The following is an 18,973-nucleotide window of genomic DNA, read 5'->3' as shown; positions in this document are numbered from 1 at the left end:
AAAATACCCAAACCATGAAAAGTACACTATTATTTACACATGACGACCGGCTGAAAAACCGGCCCGTTTCTTTCAAAGAGGTAGATGAGCAGGCCTTGCATGCCATAGTGCAGGCCGCGGTTAACGTGGAGCTATTTACCATCCCTTTGTACATGACCTCTTTATACTCGTTGCAGGGTATGCACGAGATAAACAGCAAAGGCAATAATTTTTATGAAGGTCGTGTTTGGCCGGGCATGGCTGCTACTGCAAAACCTAAAACCGGGAATGATAAAGCATTCAACGCTGTTTTTAGTGTGTTTGTGGCCGAAATGCTACACCTGCAAATTATTTCAAACCTGGCTAAGGTAATTGGCTACGACCCTAAATTTACCTGCGAACCTTTGCAGGATGAGAAGACATACGCGTGGAAATGCTATGGGGATGACAAAACTATACTACCGCACATTCTTGATTTTAAGGATACTATTGCCCCGTATAATAAAATAAGGGTGAAAACCGGTGCCATGGATATAGAGCAGATGCACCTGTTCCTGGCAATTGAGCAAACAGAGAGCGATGCCGAAAAAGTACTTGACCCTAACAAAATAGAAAAGTACAGCGAAAAAGCGCCTTTTGATAATTGGAAACCGGGTACAGATTTGCCCTGGTTTGGCTCAATAGGCAATATGTACCTTCAATTATGGAACTACATTTCTATAACTTATGCAGACGGGGTTACCTTATGGGATATTGTTTTTGCAAAAGGGAAAGCCAAAGCAAACCCTGGTGGTGAAGAGCCTGCGGTACAACAGGAGGTGTTCAATCCGGATAGGCTTAATCCTCAGTCAATTGATGATGGCAAGAGTTGGGACGAGTATCCGGGTATTGCTACCAGTATTCAGCATATTGAATCGGAAGCAGCGCTGAAGGATGTAATGAACATGATAAACGGTATTACCGACCAGGGTGAAGGCGGAGGCGTTATAAAGGCTATCCTTGATAAAGCCAACAAAAATAAAGCAGCCGATCATCATGCAAACCTTACCGCGGTTCAGGATCAGTTTAGACCCAGCTGCCCGGTTTTGCGTAATAAATACCCGTCATTTACTGCTACCGGTGCCGATGCGCCCTCTGCCAAAGCCGAGGCCCGTCATCATTATGGGGCGATGGATCACTTTGAAACTTTTGCCTATGTGCTCGACCTCATTAAAGATGGGGAAATAACCACGTGGGATCAATGGCACCAGCAAGGAAATTCATGGACAGCAGAATTGTTGCAAACTGCAGCCTATGACCCGGCTCAAAATCCAAAACTACCGGCCTCTGGCGATATAGCCGCGGCATTAAATCGCTTAAAATTGAATGATAGTGCCGAACAAAGCAATTTTGATCTGTTTAGCCGTACCTCAACAGGTGCTATTGCCGGTGTTACTAAAGTGCTTAATACTTACTTTAAAACAAAAGGGGCGGCTTTCCCATATCCTTCGATGGGTGGCTCGGGCGATAGGATGTCTATTTGCTGGGCTATATTTGGTAAAGCCCCCGATCTTTCACTGGGGATAGTATCTCCGCTTGATCCGCCGGTAAACCGCGACGAACACTTGTATCATGCCTGCCAGGGAATGAACCTGGATGATACTTTGAAAAGCGATCCTAATAGTTGCGCTCCTTCCGAGTTGTTTCATACCTGCAAGGGATCAAACGATTGCAGAGCGGAGGGTGGATGTGGCTTTGTGCAGTCAACGCACGGAGGAACAGGCTGCGGCGCATCTGCTGCTTTTACTTTTTATAAAGCACCGCCTGTAAATGCAGATTCAAGCGATCAGTTTTTTAGTGCGCCATCTGATAATGCCTGTGGAGGTTTAGGTGGTTGCGCCGTGCCTATCTCGGCATCACAGATGTATCCCGAACTGCCCAAAGAAAGTGATGTGTACCGCATGCAGCTGTATGATTTTGGTCCGAAACCTGATTTTAAATCAGAGCCGCTTGCTACCATATATTACGATAAAGGAGAATTGGTTTATGATGTAGCATGGAAAGCTTACCGCAAGGTTTTAGAAAAAAGAGGTCTGCCGGTACCAGAAAAGCCAAAACCAAGCGATCTGCGTTTGGCCTTTCCTCCATCAACCTAAATAAAATAACCTGTATGGATACCAATATTTTACCGCGCCTGGGCCTCCCAAATTTGGGCCTGGGCGTTGGTTTACGAAATAAACATTTCAACTACCTGCTCAGCAACCCGCCGCAGGTTGACTGGTTTGAGATCATCAGCGAAAATTTTATGGATGATTTTGGCTTTGCCCGCCACGTGCTGATGCATGTACGGAAGGAGGTACCTGTGGTAATGCATGGGGTATCACTCTCTGTTGGCAGTACCGATCCTATCAACTATAAATACCTGGAGAAGCTTAAGGCCCTTGCCGAAGCAATTGAACCAGCATGGATCTCGGATCATTTATGCTGGACTGGTGTTGCTTATACCAATACTCACGATTTGATGCCTATGCCCATGACTTCCGAAAGCCTTAACCACGTTAGCGATCGGGTGATGCGGATTCAGGATTATTTAAAACGACCGTTGATATTGGAAAACCCTTCAACCTATCTGCAGTTTAAGGCATCAACCATTTCAGAATGGGGCTTCCTGTCATCGCTTGCCACAACTACGGGCTGCGGCCTGTTACTTGATGTAAATAATGTTTTTGTATCGGCCACAAACCATGGTTACGATGCGCCCAATTATATAAACTGCCTGCCACATGAGCATATTGTACAAATGCATATTGCAGGCCCAACAGATTGCGGCGATTTGCTGATAGATACGCATGATCAGCCCGTACCATCCGAAGTTTGGAAGCTTTATGCCCAGGCGCAGAAACTAACCGGCGGTGTAAGTACATTGCTTGAGTGGGATGCTAAAATACCTGATTATCCCGATCTGCTGATAGAGTTGTACAAGGCCCGTGAAGTTTTAAAGGGTAATATCCCGGTTCAGGAGGTTAACAAATCGGGGAATAATCCGGTGTCAAACCCGGTTGATTTTCAATTGCAGGCGGTAAATGGCTAAAGATCAAAAACTCATATTACTGCAAAACTGGCTTAAAGCCGTGGTGATGACGCCAGGTTATATGCCTCAAAAACTGGGACGCGCAAAACAGCTTTATGGTTTGAGCGAAACAGATGTGGTAGCCGACCAGGGTAAGGCCTCGGTATATGCCCGTTTAAATGTATATAGCTCGGGCTATTTGCTGCGCCTGCTGGATTGCATATATGCCGATTACGCTATCAGTAAAAAATTCATGGGCGATGAGGTGTTTGATAGTTTTGCAAAGGCCTACTTACTTTATCATCCATCCACTTCATTTACCCTATATGACCTCGGGAAAGCTTTTCCTTCATTTTTAGCTAAAACAAAACCGCCTGTTGTGCCTGGTGACAACGGTGACATGGATGATTTTATGGATCTACCTATAGCCCTAACGAAGCTGGAAAGGGCCCGGCAGGAGGCTATGCGTGCTCCCGGAACGGAAGGCAACGTACATAGGGATGAGGAAATAAGTATCCAGAATGTTTTTTTTAATGTTGTTAAAGTATTCACGCCCGGCTGTTTGCAATTGCTGGAATTGGAATTTTCGATGATCCAATTTTTCACATCCGTTTACCGCGATTTGGATTATGAATTACCATCGCCCAAAAAAACTTTTATGGCGGTGAGCCGCAAAAACTTTAAGGTAACCATGACAGAGCTTACCGAAATACAATACATTTTTCTCTCCGTATGCCAAACAGAACCTAACCTGTATGATGCTATAACTGCCACAGCATTACGGTGTAAGGTATCGGCATCGGTGCTTTTAGCTGATGTATGCCTTTGGATGCCGCTATTTCAGAAAAACGGATTGATAGATTGGGCCTGAAGGGTTCTGGCTCTTCCGCGGGATCAACCTTAATCACATAATGGTTCCATCTATGTAAAAAATATGTAGATACATATAAAAGCTATTTTGTGCGCACTATATTCGCAGCATCAATTGATCTTTCTAATTAATTTAATGAAAAAAATTTTAAGCATTGGCTTTGTTTGTTTTAGTTCGATGGTATTTGCACAAAAAAATACCCCGGATAACCTGGTTCAATACGTTAACCCTTTCATCGGCACAGGAGCTGTAGATAAAAATAGTTTATCGGGAAGTAACTTTCCGGGGTCAACTGTTCCTTTTGGCTTTGTACAGCTAAGTCCTGATACCCGTGAGGCTCCTGATGATCCGGCTTCCGGTTATGATTACAACGACAAAACCATTATTGGCTTTAGTCATACCCACCTGAGTGGTACAGGCGTATCAGATTTGTTTGATGTATTAATGATGCCTACAACAGGTGCAATTAATTTGGTGCCGGGCAGCGCCGGTAAACCAGGCAGTGGTTATAGCTCATCTTTTTCGCATAAAGAGGAGGTAGCTAAACCCGGTTATTACCAGGTGATGTTAAAAGACTATGGCATAAATGCCGAGCTTACTTCAACATCACATGTGGGGCTTCACCGTTATACTTTCCCAAAAAGTGAGGAATCACATATTATTATTGATATGGATCATACCCTTGATAAAAAACGGGGTTATTGGGCTTGCAAAATTATGAGCGCACAGTTAAAAATTGTTGATGACCATACCATTGAGGGTTACCGCATTTTAAGTGGCTGGGCTAAATTGCGTAAGGTTTACTTTCATGCCGAGTTTTCAAAGCCGTTTACCAGCAGTGTTTTGGCAAGTGGCAGCCGCAGGTATACTGATCTTACTATCATTAACGGAACAAACCTGAAAGCAGCCTTAAACTTTAATACTAAAGATCAGGAACAGGTATTGGTAAAAGTTGGCCTGTCGCCGGTTAGTACCGAGAATGCCCGGATGAATATGAAGGCCGAACTACCCGACTGGGATTTTGATAATACCAGCAAACAGAGCAGCCTGCAGTGGGAGCATGAACTGGAAAAGATAAAAGTTGAAGGAACGCTGGAGCAAAAACAGATCTTTTATACAGGTATGTACCATGCCTTTACCCAGCCCAACAACATGGCCGATGTAAATGGCGATTACCAGGCTACCGATCTTACCATTGCCAACGCGCCCGACAAAACCCATTACTCCACTTTTTCGTTATGGGATACCTACCGGGCGGCGCACCCACTTTATACTTTGATCCAGCCAGAGAAAACGGCTGGCTTTATCAATAGTATGATGCGCCAGTATGATACCTATGGTTACCTGCCTATATGGCAATTATGGGGCGATGAAAACTATTGCATGATTGGTAACCATGCCATCCCGGTTATTGTTGATGCTGCTTTAAAGAATATAAAAGGCTTCAACTACGAAAAAGCTTATGAAGCAATCAAAGGTTCTTCGGTAACAGACCACCCCGGATCACCCTTTACATCACTGGAGAAATACCAATATATTCCCGAAGATGTGGAATCTCAATCAGTATCGGTAACGCTGGAAATGGCCTATGATGATTGGTGTGTAGCTCAATTAGCCAAAAAGCTGGATAAAGCGGAGGACTATGAGCACTTCATGAAACGATCTGAGTTTTACAGGAATTTATACAATACCAAAACCGGCTTTTTCCAGGCCAAAAAGAAGGATGGTAACTGGATGGAACCTTTTGATCCGTTGGCCTATGGCGGTAACGGCGGCAGCCCCTATACCGAAGGGAATGCATGGCAATATTTTTGGTATGTGCCTCAAAACGTATCCGGCCTTATAAATCTTGTTGGCGGTAACAGTGCTTTTGCGCAAAAGCTCGATCAGTTTTTCTCTACCAAAGATAAACCCGGTGAAGTTAACGGTAATGCATCTGGCTTTATAGGCCAGTATGCCCATGGTAACGAGCCAAGCCATCACGTAGCCTATTTATATGATTACGCCGGCCAGCCCTGGAAAACCCAAATGTATGTAGCTAAAGTTTTAAACGAATTGTATAATAACTCATCGTCGGGTTACTCTGGTAATGAAGATTGCGGGCAGATGTCATCATGGTATATTTTTAGTGCGATGGGCTTTTACCCGGTTAACCCTGCAAATGGTGTTTATGCCATCGGTTCGCCGGTTTTAAAACACGCGCAGATCAGTGTGGCAGGTGGCAAATTTTTTACCGTTGATGTAAAAAATGCCGGTAAACAAAACGGCTATATTCAATCATTAAAACTGAACGGTAAAACCTATACCAAAACCTATATTACCCAAAATGATATAGTAAACGGAGGCAAACTTGAATTTGTAATGGGATCAAAACCTAACAAAGCCTGGGGTATTAAACCTGCAGATGCACCGCTTGGCTGGGGGTATTAAATGCTGAAGGCAAAAGGCGTTCAATCACCGGCTTTAATTTTACGGGATTAACTGCTTAAAACAAAAAAACGAGTCTATACAATTTTGTGTAGGCTCGTTTTTTTTATTGACTAATCAAAATCATGATTAGCAGGCGAAAGTATAATACCATGATGTGCATTCACTACTCCATTGGCATATCCGTTGGTGTCCACAAACATTTTCTCATTCTCAATCAGGAAATGTGTGTTGCCAACTTTAAAATTGCCTTTAATGGTTAACACTCTATCTGGGTTCTGGGCATGTATTTCATTAAGTATATGGCTTGATAAACCAGCATATTCATGTTCATCAAACTGGTAAACATCAAGTACGGGTTCTTCCTGGCCTGTTTGGTACACCTTAATACGGGATTTGGTGATCACTAAACGGATGTCTGGCCTGTCGGCGACGGTATTGCTTACAATGCTTAAAGGACGACCATTCATCGTTGAGATGTTTGCATCGATATTAAGCACCAGGCTTTCATTGTTTTTTCTTTCATTATAAAAAGATAAAATCTTTAAAAACTCCGTGTTTTTGTCGTCATCATTTACTGTAAGCGTGCGTTGTGTACTCAGGAAAATGGTGGTCCCGAAGATGAATGCGTGTTTCATGATTTTTGATATTGGTTTATAAACTATTAAGCGCCAAAAGCGTAAAATGTTTTGTTTAAATATAGATTGCGGGCAGCATATTTATAAACCAAAAAGCCTTTCAGCATTTGCTGAAAGGCTTTCAAAAAATACAAAGCAATAGGTGTTACTTATCCAATCCTCCGTGCCTGTTTGACATCGTTTGAACCGGCCATTTAACCCCCTCGGTTTTGGTGTTTGTTGTTTTAGCAGGATCCTCGCTTGCCATATAAGCCATAATAGCTGCCACCATGGCGTTATTTCGCAGGTCATCAAATACAACCTTGTCGTAGGTATCGCGGTTGGTATGCCAGGTGTATGAGCCATATGACCAGTTAAGTGAGCTTAACGAAAAGCCAGGAGCGCCAACGGCTACAAATGAAGCAAAGTCGGACCCACCACCACCCGGCTGGCCAGGGAAAGTTGTTTTGATTCTGTTCTTAAGTGTATCGGGCACGGCAGCAAGCCATCTGCCCAAATAATCTTTTGCTTCTACAAAGCCTTGTCCGCTTAAGTTAACTACGCGGCCGGTACCGTTATCCTGGTTAAACAGCGCCTGCAGGTTTTTTACTATCTCGGGGTGATCCTCTACAAAGGCCCGTGAACCATTCAATCCTTCTTCTTCGCTGCCCCAGTGGCCTACTAATATGGTGCGTTTTGGGTGAGGATAATATTTTTTAAGTAAACGCATAGCCTCCATCATGGTAAGGGTACCTGTGCCGTTATCTGTAGCGCCAGTGCCACCATCCCATGAGTCAAAGTGTGCCGAAAGCATTACATATTCATCGGGTTTTTCGGTTCCTTTTATTTCGGCAATGGTATTAAAGGTGGGCACTACACCAAGTTCTTTTGATTCGCAATGAATGCTGATCTTTGGGCTGTTGCCTGATTCTGTTAGGCGATAAAGCATGCCATAATCTTCCAGCGCGATATCAACTGTAGGTGCTATTTTGGTGTTGGCTCCAAATATTTTATCAACCCCAAAACCTGCCGACCAGTTATTGGTAATGATACCTACAGCTCCTGCGTTTTCAAGTGCAACAGGCAATGTTTTGTTGGTAAAACCGGTTTTACTGATACGCTTTTTCCATGCATCGGTTTGAGCGGTGCGGGCGGCCTTCATTTTATCGAATGATTCCTTGGTGGCAAATTCCGTCCAGTTATAATCGGGCCTGCCGGTTGGCTGGCACATGGAAATCATCACTAATTTACCTTTTACTTTTGGCAGCCATTGCTGAAAAGCAACAGAGTTTGTTACATCAGCAAGAATAATTACTTCGGCAGTAACGGTTTTATTGCCCATGCCCGGGCTCCAGGCCAGTTGGGTGCCCTCCAATGATTTTACCCGCGGAGAGATCATATCAATATGCGAAACGCCACGTTCCCAACCGCGCCATTCGCCCCATTTTTCGTTATGAGCCTGGATACCCCAGCTTTTATATTTGGCTACGGCCCAGTCATTGGCCTGTTTCATTTGCGGTGTGCCTACCAAACGGGGGCCAATACCATCAAAAAGTTCATGCGCCAGTTTTTCCAGCTGCGAGTTGCTGGTTTCCTCGGTCATGATATTATTAATAATAGGATTTGTTGATTGTGCATTAGCAATACCGCTGCAAAGCATCATGCCAAATAAAAATGGCCTTGTTTTGCGCCACATGCTATTACTGAAATTTGGGTTAATGTGTTTCATGAACCTAATTTATAAAAAAGGAGGGAGCTTTGGCTGAAACAGGTTGCAGGTAGAATAATTGTTACAGAAAGCGGAACTGTAAAAGGAGTTTTAACCCGACTTACATTAGAATGTTGGCGTGATTGTTAGAGACTGTATAAAAATAGAGAAAAAGATCGTCATTGCGAGGTACGAAGCAATCTCTACACAGGTAGATCGGCCTTGTAGAGCCGCTCTGTATAACTTGGAGATTGCTTCGTACCTCGTAATGACGATTTACTTATTTATTGTTCGTAAAGTGTAAGTTATTCTTCCAGGAAATTCACGATTTCTACAGCTGCAAATACGGATAGGCCTTTAAGTACCAGTACTTTATTTGACTTTGCTGTGCGGGTTAAATAACTCCGGTCATCATCCATTTCCGAAGCAATGTGCGTAATTTCTGTTTCAACGCGCCAGTCAATAGGTATGGCTATGGTTACCTGGCCAAATGCCTGTGAAATATCAAGAGTGGCTACACCTGTAAGGTCGGCCTGGGTGAAATCCAACTCGGTATTGCCGAATACATTTCTGACGATGCCACCTTTAAAATCTTTTGAAAGTATTGTTCTTTTTATCTCGCCGAAAATAGCTGTTGTGTTGAAGCTATGGTCCGTGTTTTGTGTGATGGTTCCTGATAAAATATTCATACTCTTGACTTTATTGTTAATCAAAAATAGGCAATTGCCGATCCGGAGAAAGTTAATCCCCGCGGAAGGTTTAAAGTTGTCGGTAAATGCGGTGATTATGTCGGTGAAAATAATTCCTGGACATTGCAGGGCCTTAAGAGCAGGATAAAAGTTAAAAAATATCAATATCCGCAAACGTAAATTTTATCTGAATTTATAATTCACGAAAACGAACGGATGCTGTTCGTTTTTGATACAGTGATAAATTTGGTTTTGATATTAATTTATTAATAATCAAATACTTACATGTGGGGCATGGTTTTTAATTATAATTGGTGTTCGCTGTAATTATTAATCCTAAAGTCATGATAAAGAACTACTTAAAGATAGCGTTTCGCAACCTGAAAAAAGATAAGCAATTTACTTTTCTGAATATGATGGGTCTTTCTGCAGGATTGGCCTGTACTTTATTGATTTATTTATGGGTGCATGATGAGTTAAGCTACGATAAGTTTTTTGAACATGATAACCAGGTTTACCAGGTGATGGAGACCCGGATAGGTGGCGGAAGCCAGTCGCTTACCGATGAATCATCGGGGCTTGTTAGTGACCTTTTAAAGGTTCAGGCTCCGGAGGATGTTGAATATGCGGCAGCGGTTGCCCCAGCAGATTGGTGGCAAAAATTTACCCTTACCGTAGGTGATAAAAACATTAAGGCTACAGGTCAGTATGTAGGTAAGGACTATTTTAATATTTTTTCGTTTAAAATGCTGCGGGGCGAACGAGGGAAAGTACTTGCCGCTAAAAACGATATCGTTATTTCTGATGAGCTTGCAAAAAAGCTTTTTAATACGGTAGATAACGCGATAGGTAAATCCATTAGATTTCAGCACGATAAGGAGTTTGCTGTTTCGGGTGTGTTTGAAAAATTGCCTGTACATTCTTCCCAGCAATTTGATTTTGTATTATCGTTTGATTACCTGGCCGATGTGCAGAGTTGGGTTAAAACCTGGAGTAATGGCGGTCCGCATAATTTTGTGATGCTGAAAAAAGGAACAGATGTTGCTGCATTCAATAAAAAAATCACCAACCTGGTCACAAAGAATAGCGGCGATACCACAAGACGGGCTTTTGCCATGCGGTTTTCAGAGAATTATTTGCATAACACCTTTAATCATGGGGCAAGGGTAGGCGGCAGGGATGAGTATATTAAGCTGTTTTCGCTTATAGCCATATTTATACTGCTTATAGCCTGTATCAACTTCATGAACCTTTCAACAGCAAAGGCATCGGGCAGGATGAAGGAGGTAGGGATTAAGAAGGTGGTAGGTGCGGCCCGGAGCCAGCTAATCATCCAATTCCTGTCAGAATCATTGCTGATGGCTGTATTTACCATGATACTCGCGATTATCATTGCCTGGTTATTACTGCCGCAGTTTAACCAGCTAACCGGGAAGGAAATTAAATTGAATTTCGATTTTCAACTGATCAAAATCTTAATTGGCATCACGCTGTTTACCGGCCTGGTTTCGGGCAGTTACCCGGCTTTATACTTATCAAAATTTAACCCTTTAGCGATATTGAAGGGAAAGCTTAACTCATCTTTTGCAGAGCTGGTTGCGCGTAAGGGCCTTGTAGTTTTTCAATTCACACTGTCGGTGATGCTGATTGTTGCGGTACTGGTAGTTTACAGGCAGATTCAATTTATCCAAAATACTACGCCGGGTTATAATAAAGATAATATGATCAGGTTTGATTCGGAAGGGAAACTTGCCGGTACAGAGGAGGTATTTGCCGCCGAATTAAAGAACATTCCCGGCGTTGTAAATGCCAGTTTTACCCAGCATAATATTGTAGGGCGCAACTTTGGCACCACCGGCCTGAGCTGGGATGGAAAAGAAGCTAATAAAGATGTTTATTTTGAAGGCTTTTTTGGCGGATATAATTTTATTGAAACCATGGCAATGAAAATGGCCACAGGCAGGGCTTTTTCAAAAAACTATGGAACCGAAGGCGCTAAGGTTATATTAAACGAAACTGCTGTAAAGGCCATGCATCTTCAAAATCCTATAGGTAGAAGTGTTAAAGTTTTAGGCGGTAATTTTCAGGTTATTGGGGTGGTAAAAGATTTTCACTTTGAATCATTACACGAAGTGGTACGGCCATCGTTTATATTGCTTGCCCAGGGAACCAGTCCATATTTTAAAATGATGATCAGGATTAAAGGAGCGCAGCAGAAAGAAACCATCGCGCAGATTCAGCATCTTTATGAATCTTATAATCCGGGCTTCCCGTTCACTTATAGTTTTTTAGATCAGGCTTATCAAAAACAATATGAAACCGAAGTAAGGGTTTCAACTTTAACCAAATATTTCTCCTTTCTTGCTATTCTTATCTCCTGCCTCGGTTTGTTCGGCCTGGTGGCATTCACGGCACAAAAACGGCAAAAAGAAATAGGCATCCGTAAAGTAATTGGCGCATCGGTAAATAGTATAACCATTATGCTAACCCAGGATTTCCTGAAGCTGGTATGTATCGCCGTAGTTATCGCTTTCCCCCTGGCATGGTGGGGAATGAACCAATGGCTGCAAGGCTTTGTTTATCGTATTAATATGGGCGTGGGCGTATTTTTTATTGCAGGTTCATCTATCATCCTAATAACGCTTTTAACCGTAAGCTTCCAAGCCATTAAGGCAGCCATGACCAACCCTGTGAAAAGCTTAAGAAGCGAGTAGTTAAGAGAGTCAAGAATCAAGAGTCAGGAATCAAGAAATAAAAAGACGTGTATTAACGAAGTACATATCCGCGCGTCATTGCGAGGCACGAAGCAATCCCCGCCTTACAGAGAGGCTTTGCAAATACGATCTGCATAGTTTGGGATTGCTTCGTGCCTACCCATGACAAGTTGCAGAATCCCAGACTTACGAAGTTTTTAAAACTTCGTAAGTCTTTCGCCGTTTGCCATTTTCTCCTTCAGGGGTCAACGGTTTTTATAACTCGCAATTTATTTATTTTTAGACAGCTTCTTATGATTTGATTCCTATCTCCAGAGCCTGCGTTTGAACCTTAATTTAATACCAATGTGGAGATAGAACGGGCTGGAAGAATAACATCAGGTGAAAACTTCTTGCCTGGTGATGCCTTCATATTATCGGCTTGCTCCCCGTCTGTTAAATAGGTTACCATTGTTTTATATTTTATGTGGTCGCCCTTTAATGCGAGCCTGATCCGGGCGCTTTTGGTACCATGATTAATGCCTACAATTACCAATTGATTGTTTTTATCTTTCCAGGCAGAGATCAGTAAATCATGCTTACCTGTTGTTGTGTCAGGCGTATTGATGGCAACCCGTTGCATACCGGGGCGGATAAACAAACTGTAATGTCCTAAGGCCCACAGATTTTTAGTGGCCGTAAATTCCCCATCTTTAAAATCGGGTTTGGGGTTTAAAGCGATAAGGTAGTAACGGGTATCAAAATCGGCATTGCCGGGCTCATAGGAGTTCCAGAACTGCCAGGCCGTTGCGTTGGCTGTTGTCAGGTCGGTATGTATAACTTTCGCCAAAAATAAAGCACAATCTATGGCACTTATTTTGCCTTTTGCTCCTTCTTTGTAACCATCGGCCAGCATGCTGTATTCAGATTGCCAAAAGTTAACCTTGTATTTGCTGGCAGTATCTGCCAGGCGGCTGCGGGTAGTAAGTAAGGCTTTATCATTGCTTTCGGTAAAATAGCTATGGCCTGCAATGGTTGCCGGCACATGATTGAGTTTGTTGACTGATAGCGGGCTTTTGGGGTCAAAAAAGTGTTGAATCTGACTTGAATGATTTTCGGTACCCGAGTATAAAAAGCTTAACATGCCTGCTTCGCTAATTAAAATATTACTGCTGATTTGTTCTTTGTTTAAGGCCTGGTTTAGCTTTTCTACAACCTTATAGATATCCTCATTCTTCCAGGGAGAGCCTTCCTGGTCAGCGTCTTTATAAGTATGTGCCCAGTCCCATTGCGGCTCGTTAACCGGGCTGATATAGTTGAAATGGATTCCCTCGCCATCAAAATGCTTAATTACCTGTGCTAAAAATTGTGCGTAGGCATCATACGCATCTGCCCGCAAATTACTGGTATGGTCCTTTTCTGTTTTATACCCAAGGCCGTTGCGTGTAAATTGAACCGGTGGGCTGTTTGAAAAAGCGATCAGGGTTTCAACACCATAGTCATGCGCTTTTTTCAGGAAAAATTGGTAGCCAGCCTGTTTGTTCCAATCATAACTGCCGGCAGGACTTAAAAAGCATTCTGTCCTTTTTCTGAAATCCTTTATACCACTGCTGTCGCCCTGTTCTGTAGTGCCGGCCCCTATATTAAACCGCCAGCAGGATAGGCCAATACCTTCCGGGTTTCCCTGTTTATCTTTTTGTTTGCTGAATAGCAGCCGGGCAATAGTTTCTTTTTTTTCGGCGGGCCAATACTTACCAATCCCTTCAGAAAACCAACAACCAGAAGCTCCGAAATTATCGATCGTCTGTGCCGTTTTGCTCAAATCGATATGTAAAGTGAACACGGTGTCGGTCGCCTGGATGGCTTTTACATTGGTAGCCAGGAAACTTAAGAAAAAGAAAAGGCGCGTTGATTTAAGGAAGAGGTTTTTCATACTTATCATTCAATGGATGAAAATAAAGTTTAAATGTCGTTTTTACATAAAAAAGCGACATAAAAATCAATGCTTTTTTATGTCGCTTTAAGTCGCAGACCTGGCGGGTGTGAATATCCTATGGGATGCCGAAATAAATTCGGCACGACGTCGGCTTTTTAACTTTGATTACCCTTAATCAGGCAAGTAATCATTTGAAAAAGTATAGAAAACTATTTTACTTCACCAGTAAATACAAACCGGCGGCTATAGATGCGCCTACTATCGGGCCAAAAACGGGTATCCACGCGTAGGCCCAGTCGCTGGTGCCTTTGTTTTTGATAGGTAATATCATATGCATGAAACGTGGTCCCAGATCCCGGCAGGGGTTAATTGCATAACCCGTTGTGCCGCCCAATGATAAACCTATTACCCAAACCAATAAAGCTACCGGTATAGCGCCAACAGAGCCGAGGCCCACGGGCGTTTTAGTAGGGGTGATCTCGCCACCCGAAATATAAAATATAGTAAACAGCAGTACAAAAGCACCAATAATTTCGCTGGTAATATTTGATACATAGTTACGAACCGCCGGACCGGTACAAAATACAGCAAGTATCGCACCAGGCTCATTTGTGCGTTTAAAATGATCATAATACATAGCCCACACCAGGAATGAGCCAATCATCGCCCCTAAAAATTGTGCAGCAATATAAAGCGGAACATTTGCCCATGGAAATTTACCGGCTATTGCCAATGCTATGGTAACCGCCGGGTTAAGATGCGCGCCGCTATATGGCCCCGCGACTACAACCCCAACAAATACGGCCAGCCCCCAGGCTGTGGTAATAACTATCCAGCCGCTGTTATTTCCCTTGGTATCTTTTAATACCACGTTGGCTACTACGCCATCGCCCAAAAGTATAAGTAACATAGTGCCAAGCAACTCGGCAATAAATGGAGACATGATAATAGATTTTATAGGTTTGAATAATTTACTTACATCGTTTGAACTGCCTGCCCGTTATCAGACCAGCTCTGCGCAGCATGGATAGCTCTTTTCCACCCCTCAATATCTGTTTTAATATCCTGCAGGTCGTCTCCGGGCGTAAATTCCTTTTCAGATTGCCAAAGCTGTTGTATTTCGGCTACATCTTTCCAAAAACCAACTGCTAAACCGGCAAGGTATGCAGCACCCAATGCAGTTGTTTCAACAATGCTTGGCCTTATAACCTTGCAACTTAAAACATCAGCCTGAAACTGCATTAGTAAATCATTTGCCGTAGCGCCGCCATCAACACGTAACTCTTTTATTTGCATGCCTGCATCCGCTTCCATGGCATTCAATACATCCATAGTTTGGTATGCTATAGAAGCCAGCGCAGCCCTGGCCAAATGGCCGGCCGTTGTACCCCGTGTAAGGCCAACAATAGTCCCTCTTGCTTCAGGGTCCCAATAGGGGGCACCTAAGCCGGCAAAAGCAGGTACAAAAAATACACCACCGGTATCTTTAACACTCATGGCCAGCCGTTCAACATCTGCCGATGTTTTAATAATGCCAAGTCCGTCTCTTAGCCACTGTACCACGGCTCCGCCAATAAAAATGCTGCCTTCAAAGGCGTATTGAATTTCGCCGTTAATTTTCCAGGCAATGGTGGTTAGCAAATTGTTTTTTGATTCAATAAACTCACTACCAATATTCATCAGCATAAAACAACCTGTGCCATAAGTATTTTTAACCATGGCCTTATCAATACACATCTGCCCAAACAGCGCCGCATGCTGATCGCCGGCTATGCCTGCAATGGGTATTTTGCTGGCAAATATGGTTGTAGCGGTTTCGCCATAAATTTCGCTGGATTGTTTTACTTCGGGCAACATGCTTTTGGGGATATCAAGCAGCTGTAATAATTCATCATCCCATTGTTGGGTGCGGATATTGAACAACATGGTACGGCTTGCGTTGGTAACATCGGTTACATGTACCTGGCCACGGGTAAACTTCCATACCAGCCAGCTATCAACGGTTCCAAAAGCCAGTTTTCCGGCCTCGGCCTCGGCGCGTGCACCTTCTACATTATCGAGGATCCATTTTATTTTTGAGCCCGAAAAATAGGCGTCTATAACCAACCCTGTTTTTGAACGGATCATATCGCTGTGGCCGTCCTGCTTTAATTTATCGCAATAAGCAGCGGTGCGCCTGTCTTGCCAAACTATGGCGTTGTAAATGGCTTCGCCGGTTTCCCGGTTCCAAACAATGGTAGTTTCGCGTTGATTGGTGATACCAATGGCTTTTATGTTTTTACCGTTAAGCCCGGCTTTAACCGTAGCTTCGGCCGCAACACCCGCCTGGCTCGACCAAATTTCGTTGGGATCATGTTCAACCCAGCCCGGTTTTGGGAAGTATTGTTTAAATTCTTTTTGCGAAAGTGATTTGATTTGACCCGCATGATCAAATATAATTGCCCTCGAGCTGGTTGTCCCCTGGTCAAGGGCTAAAATGTATTCTTCCATTACTTAGGTTTTATAAATTGGTGGTTTATTGGTTAGGCTAATATATAGTTTTTGGCAACTTTATTAAAGGCGCTTACCTGTTCGGCTTGCCATTTAATATCCTTGTTTAGTTCGGTTGCCATAAGGCGTGCTACCTCGGGGGCCATGGCCATAGCTAAGCGGGCATCTAAAAATAATACGCGGGTACGGCGGGCCAGTATATCCTCAACGGTACGCGCCATCTCGTACCTTATAGACCAGATAACTTCGCCTTTAGTGTATTCATTATCCGGGTGGACCGGGTTTTTCCAGTCGGTATCTTCATTTGCCAGTGCCAATACCTTCTCTATATCAGCACCATATACATATAAATGATTACTCCTATCAGGGTTTGGCCTGCTGCCATGAATGGGCAGGCCTGCAGTGTGGCAGATGTTGTTTTTTAACTTACCCACTTCAATCGCTTTATCTATAGTGTCCTCGCCCATTTTACGATAGGTAGTCCACTTGCCGCCGGTTATGGTGATGAGGCCGGATTTGGAAACAATAAGTTTATGGCTGCGCGAGATTTCTTTTGTTTTTGATGAATCATCCTGGGGGGCTGCCAGCGGTCGCAAACCGGCAAAAACACTCAATACGTCCTTTCGGGTTGGTGTTTTTGTAAGATACTTAGCCGCAGTGCGCATAATGAAATCAACTTCGGCTTCAAGGGCTATTGGCTCCAGGCTATGTTTGTCAATAGGTGTATCGGTGGTGCCAACCAATAGTTTATTATGCCAGGGAACAACAAATAGCACCCGGCCGTCTTCGGTTTTAGGGATCATGATCGCATCTTCTCCCGGCATAAATGATTTGTCTAAAACAAGGTGCACCCCCTGGCTTGGCCTTACTAAAGGCTTACAATCGGGTGTGTCCATTTTAAGTACATCATCAACAAAAACTCCGGTTGCATTAATAACGGTTTTGGCTTTTAACTGGTAAGCAATGCCTGTTTCTGTATCGGCGACTGCAACACCTGCAATTTTATGATGGGCATCTTTAATCAGCCCGGTAACCTTGAAATAATTTAAAACGGTAGCGCCTTGTTCTAAAGCTGTTTGCGCCAAGTTGATAGCTAACCTGGAGTCATCAAACTGACCATCATGGTATGCTACACCACCACACAGCCCTTTACCTTCAATTCCGGGTAGCCTGTTTAGTATTTCTTTTTTGGAGATATGCTTTGCCCTGCCAAAACCAAGCTTGCCGGCCAGCAAATCATATATGGTTAAGCCAATTGTGTAAAATACACCATCAAACCAACTGTAGTTAGGGATAATGAAACTTTCGTTTTTTACCAGGTGGGGGGCGTTCTTCAATAGTAAACCTCGTTCATGCAGTGCTTCACGTACTAAACCTATATCACCTTGTGCCAGGTAACGCACGCCGCCATGTACCAGTTTGGTTGCCCGGCTTGATGTGCCTTTGGCAAAATCGGCCTGTTCAAAGAGTAAGGTCGAAAATCCTCTCGAGGCTGCATCAACAGCTGCACCAAGGCCGGTTGCGCCACCGCCTATTATAATTACATCCCAGCACTTATCCTTATCTTTTATAGATGCTAAAATTGAATCTCTTTTGAAAATACTCATTTTGTTGTTTTGTATTTCGTTTATGTTTCAAATATACAATATCGAAACATAAAGTAATGAAATGAAACTTATTTTTTGTTTCAATTGGCTGTTGTTTGTTTTTTATTTACTTTTGATCGTTTATGAATAAAAATACCGACAGGCATAAAATTATACTTCAAAAACTGGATAATGATGGCTTTGTAAATGTACAGGAGCTGGGAAAGGAATTGAATGTTTCGGAAGTTACTATCCGCAAGGACCTGAAACTTTTGGAGGATAAAAAATTATTATTCAGAACACATGGCGGCGCTACCAAAAGCAACCCATATACCAATGACAGACCTGTAGCCGAGAAAGAAAAACTAAACGCGCCCGAAAAGCAACAAATAGGTATAGCCGCCGCTGCATTGATAGGTCAAAACGATTCTATCATTATTGCATCGGGCACCACTATGCTTGCCCTGGCGCGGTCTATTAACCCGGGCAAACACCTTACAGTAATTACTTCGGCCCTAAATGTAGCCATGGAGTTATCGCAGCATCCTAATGTGGAGGTAGTTCAATTGGGTGGGCAACTGCGTAGCTCATCGTCATCGGTAACGGGATCATACCCCGAAGTGATGTTGCAGGACATGGCATGCCGCATGCTTTTTTTAGGTGTTGACGGAATTGACCCCGAAATTGGATTAACCACCACCAATTTAATGGAGGCCAGGCTAAATCAAAAAATGATTAATGCCGCACAAACTGTAGTTGTATTGGCAGATAGTACAAAATTTGGAAAACGGGGCTTAGGGAAAATTTGCCCTTTAGACCAGGTTCAACATATTATTACCGATGGTGGAATAAGTGCTGGAATGTTGAAAATATTACAGGACAAGGGAATCGCTGTTACTGTTGTAAAATAACAACGGTGACAGGCTCG

Annotated in this window: 13 protein-coding genes; 6 read left to right on the top strand and 7 right to left on the bottom strand. The window is 43.2% G+C overall.

Annotation, left to right across the window (positions count from 1 at the left end; genetic code table 11):
* Positions 1 to 14 precede the first annotated feature (14 nt).
* The 4 genes from AC1DYB_RS24030 to AC1DYB_RS24015 all read left to right on the top strand — a co-directional run bounded on the left by AC1DYB_RS24030 (position 15) and on the right by AC1DYB_RS24015 (position 6,329).
* Positions 15 to 2,114, top strand: a complete 2,100-nt coding sequence (locus tag AC1DYB_RS24030) for a ferritin-like domain-containing protein (RefSeq protein ID WP_477438641.1) — start codon at positions 15 to 17, stop codon at positions 2,112 to 2,114.
* A 14-nt stretch (positions 2,115 to 2,128) separates the two neighbouring features.
* Positions 2,129 to 3,049 carry an MNIO family bufferin maturase gene (gene bufB, locus AC1DYB_RS24025; RefSeq protein ID WP_477438639.1) on the top strand — a complete coding sequence of 307 codons (921 nt, stop codon included), beginning with the start codon at positions 2,129 to 2,131 and terminating at the stop codon, positions 3,047 to 3,049.
* Positions 3,042 to 3,899 carry an HvfC/BufC family peptide modification chaperone gene (locus tag AC1DYB_RS24020; protein WP_477438637.1) on the top strand — a complete coding sequence of 286 codons (858 nt, stop codon included), beginning with the start codon at positions 3,042 to 3,044 and terminating at the stop codon, positions 3,897 to 3,899. The genes bufB and AC1DYB_RS24020 overlap by 8 nt, the downstream gene beginning before the upstream one ends.
* A gap of 135 nt (positions 3,900 to 4,034) precedes the next feature.
* Positions 4,035 to 6,329 carry a GH92 family glycosyl hydrolase gene (locus AC1DYB_RS24015; protein ID WP_477438635.1) on the top strand — a complete coding sequence of 765 codons (2,295 nt, stop codon included), beginning with the start codon at positions 4,035 to 4,037 and terminating at the stop codon, positions 6,327 to 6,329.
* A gap of 110 nt (positions 6,330 to 6,439) precedes the next feature.
* On the opposite strand, the gene AC1DYB_RS24010 is transcribed toward AC1DYB_RS24015, so the two are convergent.
* The 3 genes from AC1DYB_RS24010 to AC1DYB_RS24000 all read right to left on the bottom strand — a co-directional run bounded on the left by AC1DYB_RS24010 (position 6,440) and on the right by AC1DYB_RS24000 (position 9,340).
* Positions 6,440 to 6,964: a hypothetical protein gene (locus AC1DYB_RS24010; RefSeq protein ID WP_477438633.1), complete on the bottom strand. Its 525-nt coding sequence runs from the start codon at positions 6,962 to 6,964 to the stop codon at positions 6,440 to 6,442.
* Between the two features lie 145 nt (positions 6,965 to 7,109).
* Positions 7,110 to 8,672 (bottom strand): M20/M25/M40 family metallo-hydrolase, encoded by a 1,563-nt coding sequence (locus AC1DYB_RS24005; protein ID WP_477438631.1) that lies wholly within the window; start codon positions 8,670 to 8,672, stop codon positions 7,110 to 7,112.
* 284 nt (positions 8,673 to 8,956) lie between these two features.
* The gene (locus tag AC1DYB_RS24000) at positions 8,957 to 9,340 is read right to left on the bottom strand and encodes a LiaF domain-containing protein (protein WP_477438629.1); all 384 of its coding nucleotides are present in this window, start codon (positions 9,338 to 9,340) and stop codon (positions 8,957 to 8,959) included.
* 344 nt (positions 9,341 to 9,684) lie between these two features.
* Between AC1DYB_RS24000 and AC1DYB_RS23995 the strand changes: the two genes are divergently transcribed.
* Positions 9,685 to 12,054, top strand: a complete 2,370-nt coding sequence (locus AC1DYB_RS23995; RefSeq protein ID WP_477438627.1) for an ABC transporter permease — start codon at positions 9,685 to 9,687, stop codon at positions 12,052 to 12,054.
* A gap of 331 nt (positions 12,055 to 12,385) precedes the next feature.
* Here AC1DYB_RS23995 and AC1DYB_RS23990 read toward each other — a convergent pair whose 3' ends face one another.
* From AC1DYB_RS23990 to AC1DYB_RS23975, 4 genes are all read right to left on the bottom strand, one after another.
* Positions 12,386 to 13,966, bottom strand: a complete 1,581-nt coding sequence (locus AC1DYB_RS23990) for a glycoside hydrolase (protein ID WP_477438625.1) — start codon at positions 13,964 to 13,966, stop codon at positions 12,386 to 12,388.
* Between the two features lie 217 nt (positions 13,967 to 14,183).
* Positions 14,184 to 14,912, bottom strand: a complete 729-nt coding sequence (locus AC1DYB_RS23985) for an MIP/aquaporin family protein (protein WP_295719268.1) — start codon at positions 14,910 to 14,912, stop codon at positions 14,184 to 14,186.
* Positions 14,913 to 14,944: 32 nt separating this feature from the next.
* A complete protein-coding gene (glpK, locus tag AC1DYB_RS23980; RefSeq protein WP_477438623.1) occupies positions 14,945 to 16,459 on the bottom strand; it encodes a glycerol kinase GlpK in 1,515 nt (504 codons plus the stop codon).
* 32 nt (positions 16,460 to 16,491) lie between these two features.
* A complete protein-coding gene (locus tag AC1DYB_RS23975; protein ID WP_477438621.1) occupies positions 16,492 to 18,066 on the bottom strand; it encodes a glycerol-3-phosphate dehydrogenase/oxidase in 1,575 nt (524 codons plus the stop codon).
* A gap of 122 nt (positions 18,067 to 18,188) precedes the next feature.
* Between AC1DYB_RS23975 and AC1DYB_RS23970 the strand changes: the two genes are divergently transcribed.
* Positions 18,189 to 18,956, top strand: coding sequence for a DeoR/GlpR family DNA-binding transcription regulator (locus AC1DYB_RS23970; protein ID WP_477438619.1), 768 nt, complete (start codon positions 18,189 to 18,191; stop codon positions 18,954 to 18,956).
* Positions 18,957 to 18,973 lie beyond the last annotated feature (17 nt).

Source organism: Mucilaginibacter sp. P2_A4 (genome assembly GCF_056405015.1).
Note: the sequence above shows the minus strand (reverse complement) of the source record. Positions and strands in the feature narration are given on the sequence as shown.

Coding starts and splice junctions, on each gene's coding strand:
- AC1DYB_RS24015 (WP_477438635.1), top strand. CDS start 4,035: ATGAAAAAAATTTTAAGCATTGGCTTTGTTTGTTTTAGTTCGATGGTA.
- AC1DYB_RS24000 (WP_477438629.1), bottom strand. CDS start 9,340: ATGAATATTTTATCAGGAACCATCACACAAAACACGGACCATAGCTTC.
- AC1DYB_RS23970 (WP_477438619.1), top strand. CDS start 18,189: ATGAATAAAAATACCGACAGGCATAAAATTATACTTCAAAAACTGGAT.
- AC1DYB_RS23985 (WP_295719268.1), bottom strand. CDS start 14,912: ATGTCTCCATTTATTGCCGAGTTGCTTGGCACTATGTTACTTATACTT.
- AC1DYB_RS23990 (WP_477438625.1), bottom strand. CDS start 13,966: ATGAAAAACCTCTTCCTTAAATCAACGCGCCTTTTCTTTTTCTTAAGT.
- AC1DYB_RS24020 (WP_477438637.1), top strand. CDS start 3,042: ATGGCTAAAGATCAAAAACTCATATTACTGCAAAACTGGCTTAAAGCC.
- AC1DYB_RS23995 (WP_477438627.1), top strand. CDS start 9,685: ATGATAAAGAACTACTTAAAGATAGCGTTTCGCAACCTGAAAAAAGAT.
- glpK (WP_477438623.1), bottom strand. CDS start 16,459: ATGGAAGAATACATTTTAGCCCTTGACCAGGGGACAACCAGCTCGAGG.
- AC1DYB_RS24010 (WP_477438633.1), bottom strand. CDS start 6,964: ATGAAACACGCATTCATCTTCGGGACCACCATTTTCCTGAGTACACAA.
- AC1DYB_RS24005 (WP_477438631.1), bottom strand. CDS start 8,672: ATGAAACACATTAACCCAAATTTCAGTAATAGCATGTGGCGCAAAACA.
- AC1DYB_RS24030 (WP_477438641.1), top strand. CDS start 15: ATGAAAAGTACACTATTATTTACACATGACGACCGGCTGAAAAACCGG.
- AC1DYB_RS23975 (WP_477438621.1), bottom strand. CDS start 18,066: ATGAGTATTTTCAAAAGAGATTCAATTTTAGCATCTATAAAAGATAAG.
- bufB (WP_477438639.1), top strand. CDS start 2,129: ATGGATACCAATATTTTACCGCGCCTGGGCCTCCCAAATTTGGGCCTG.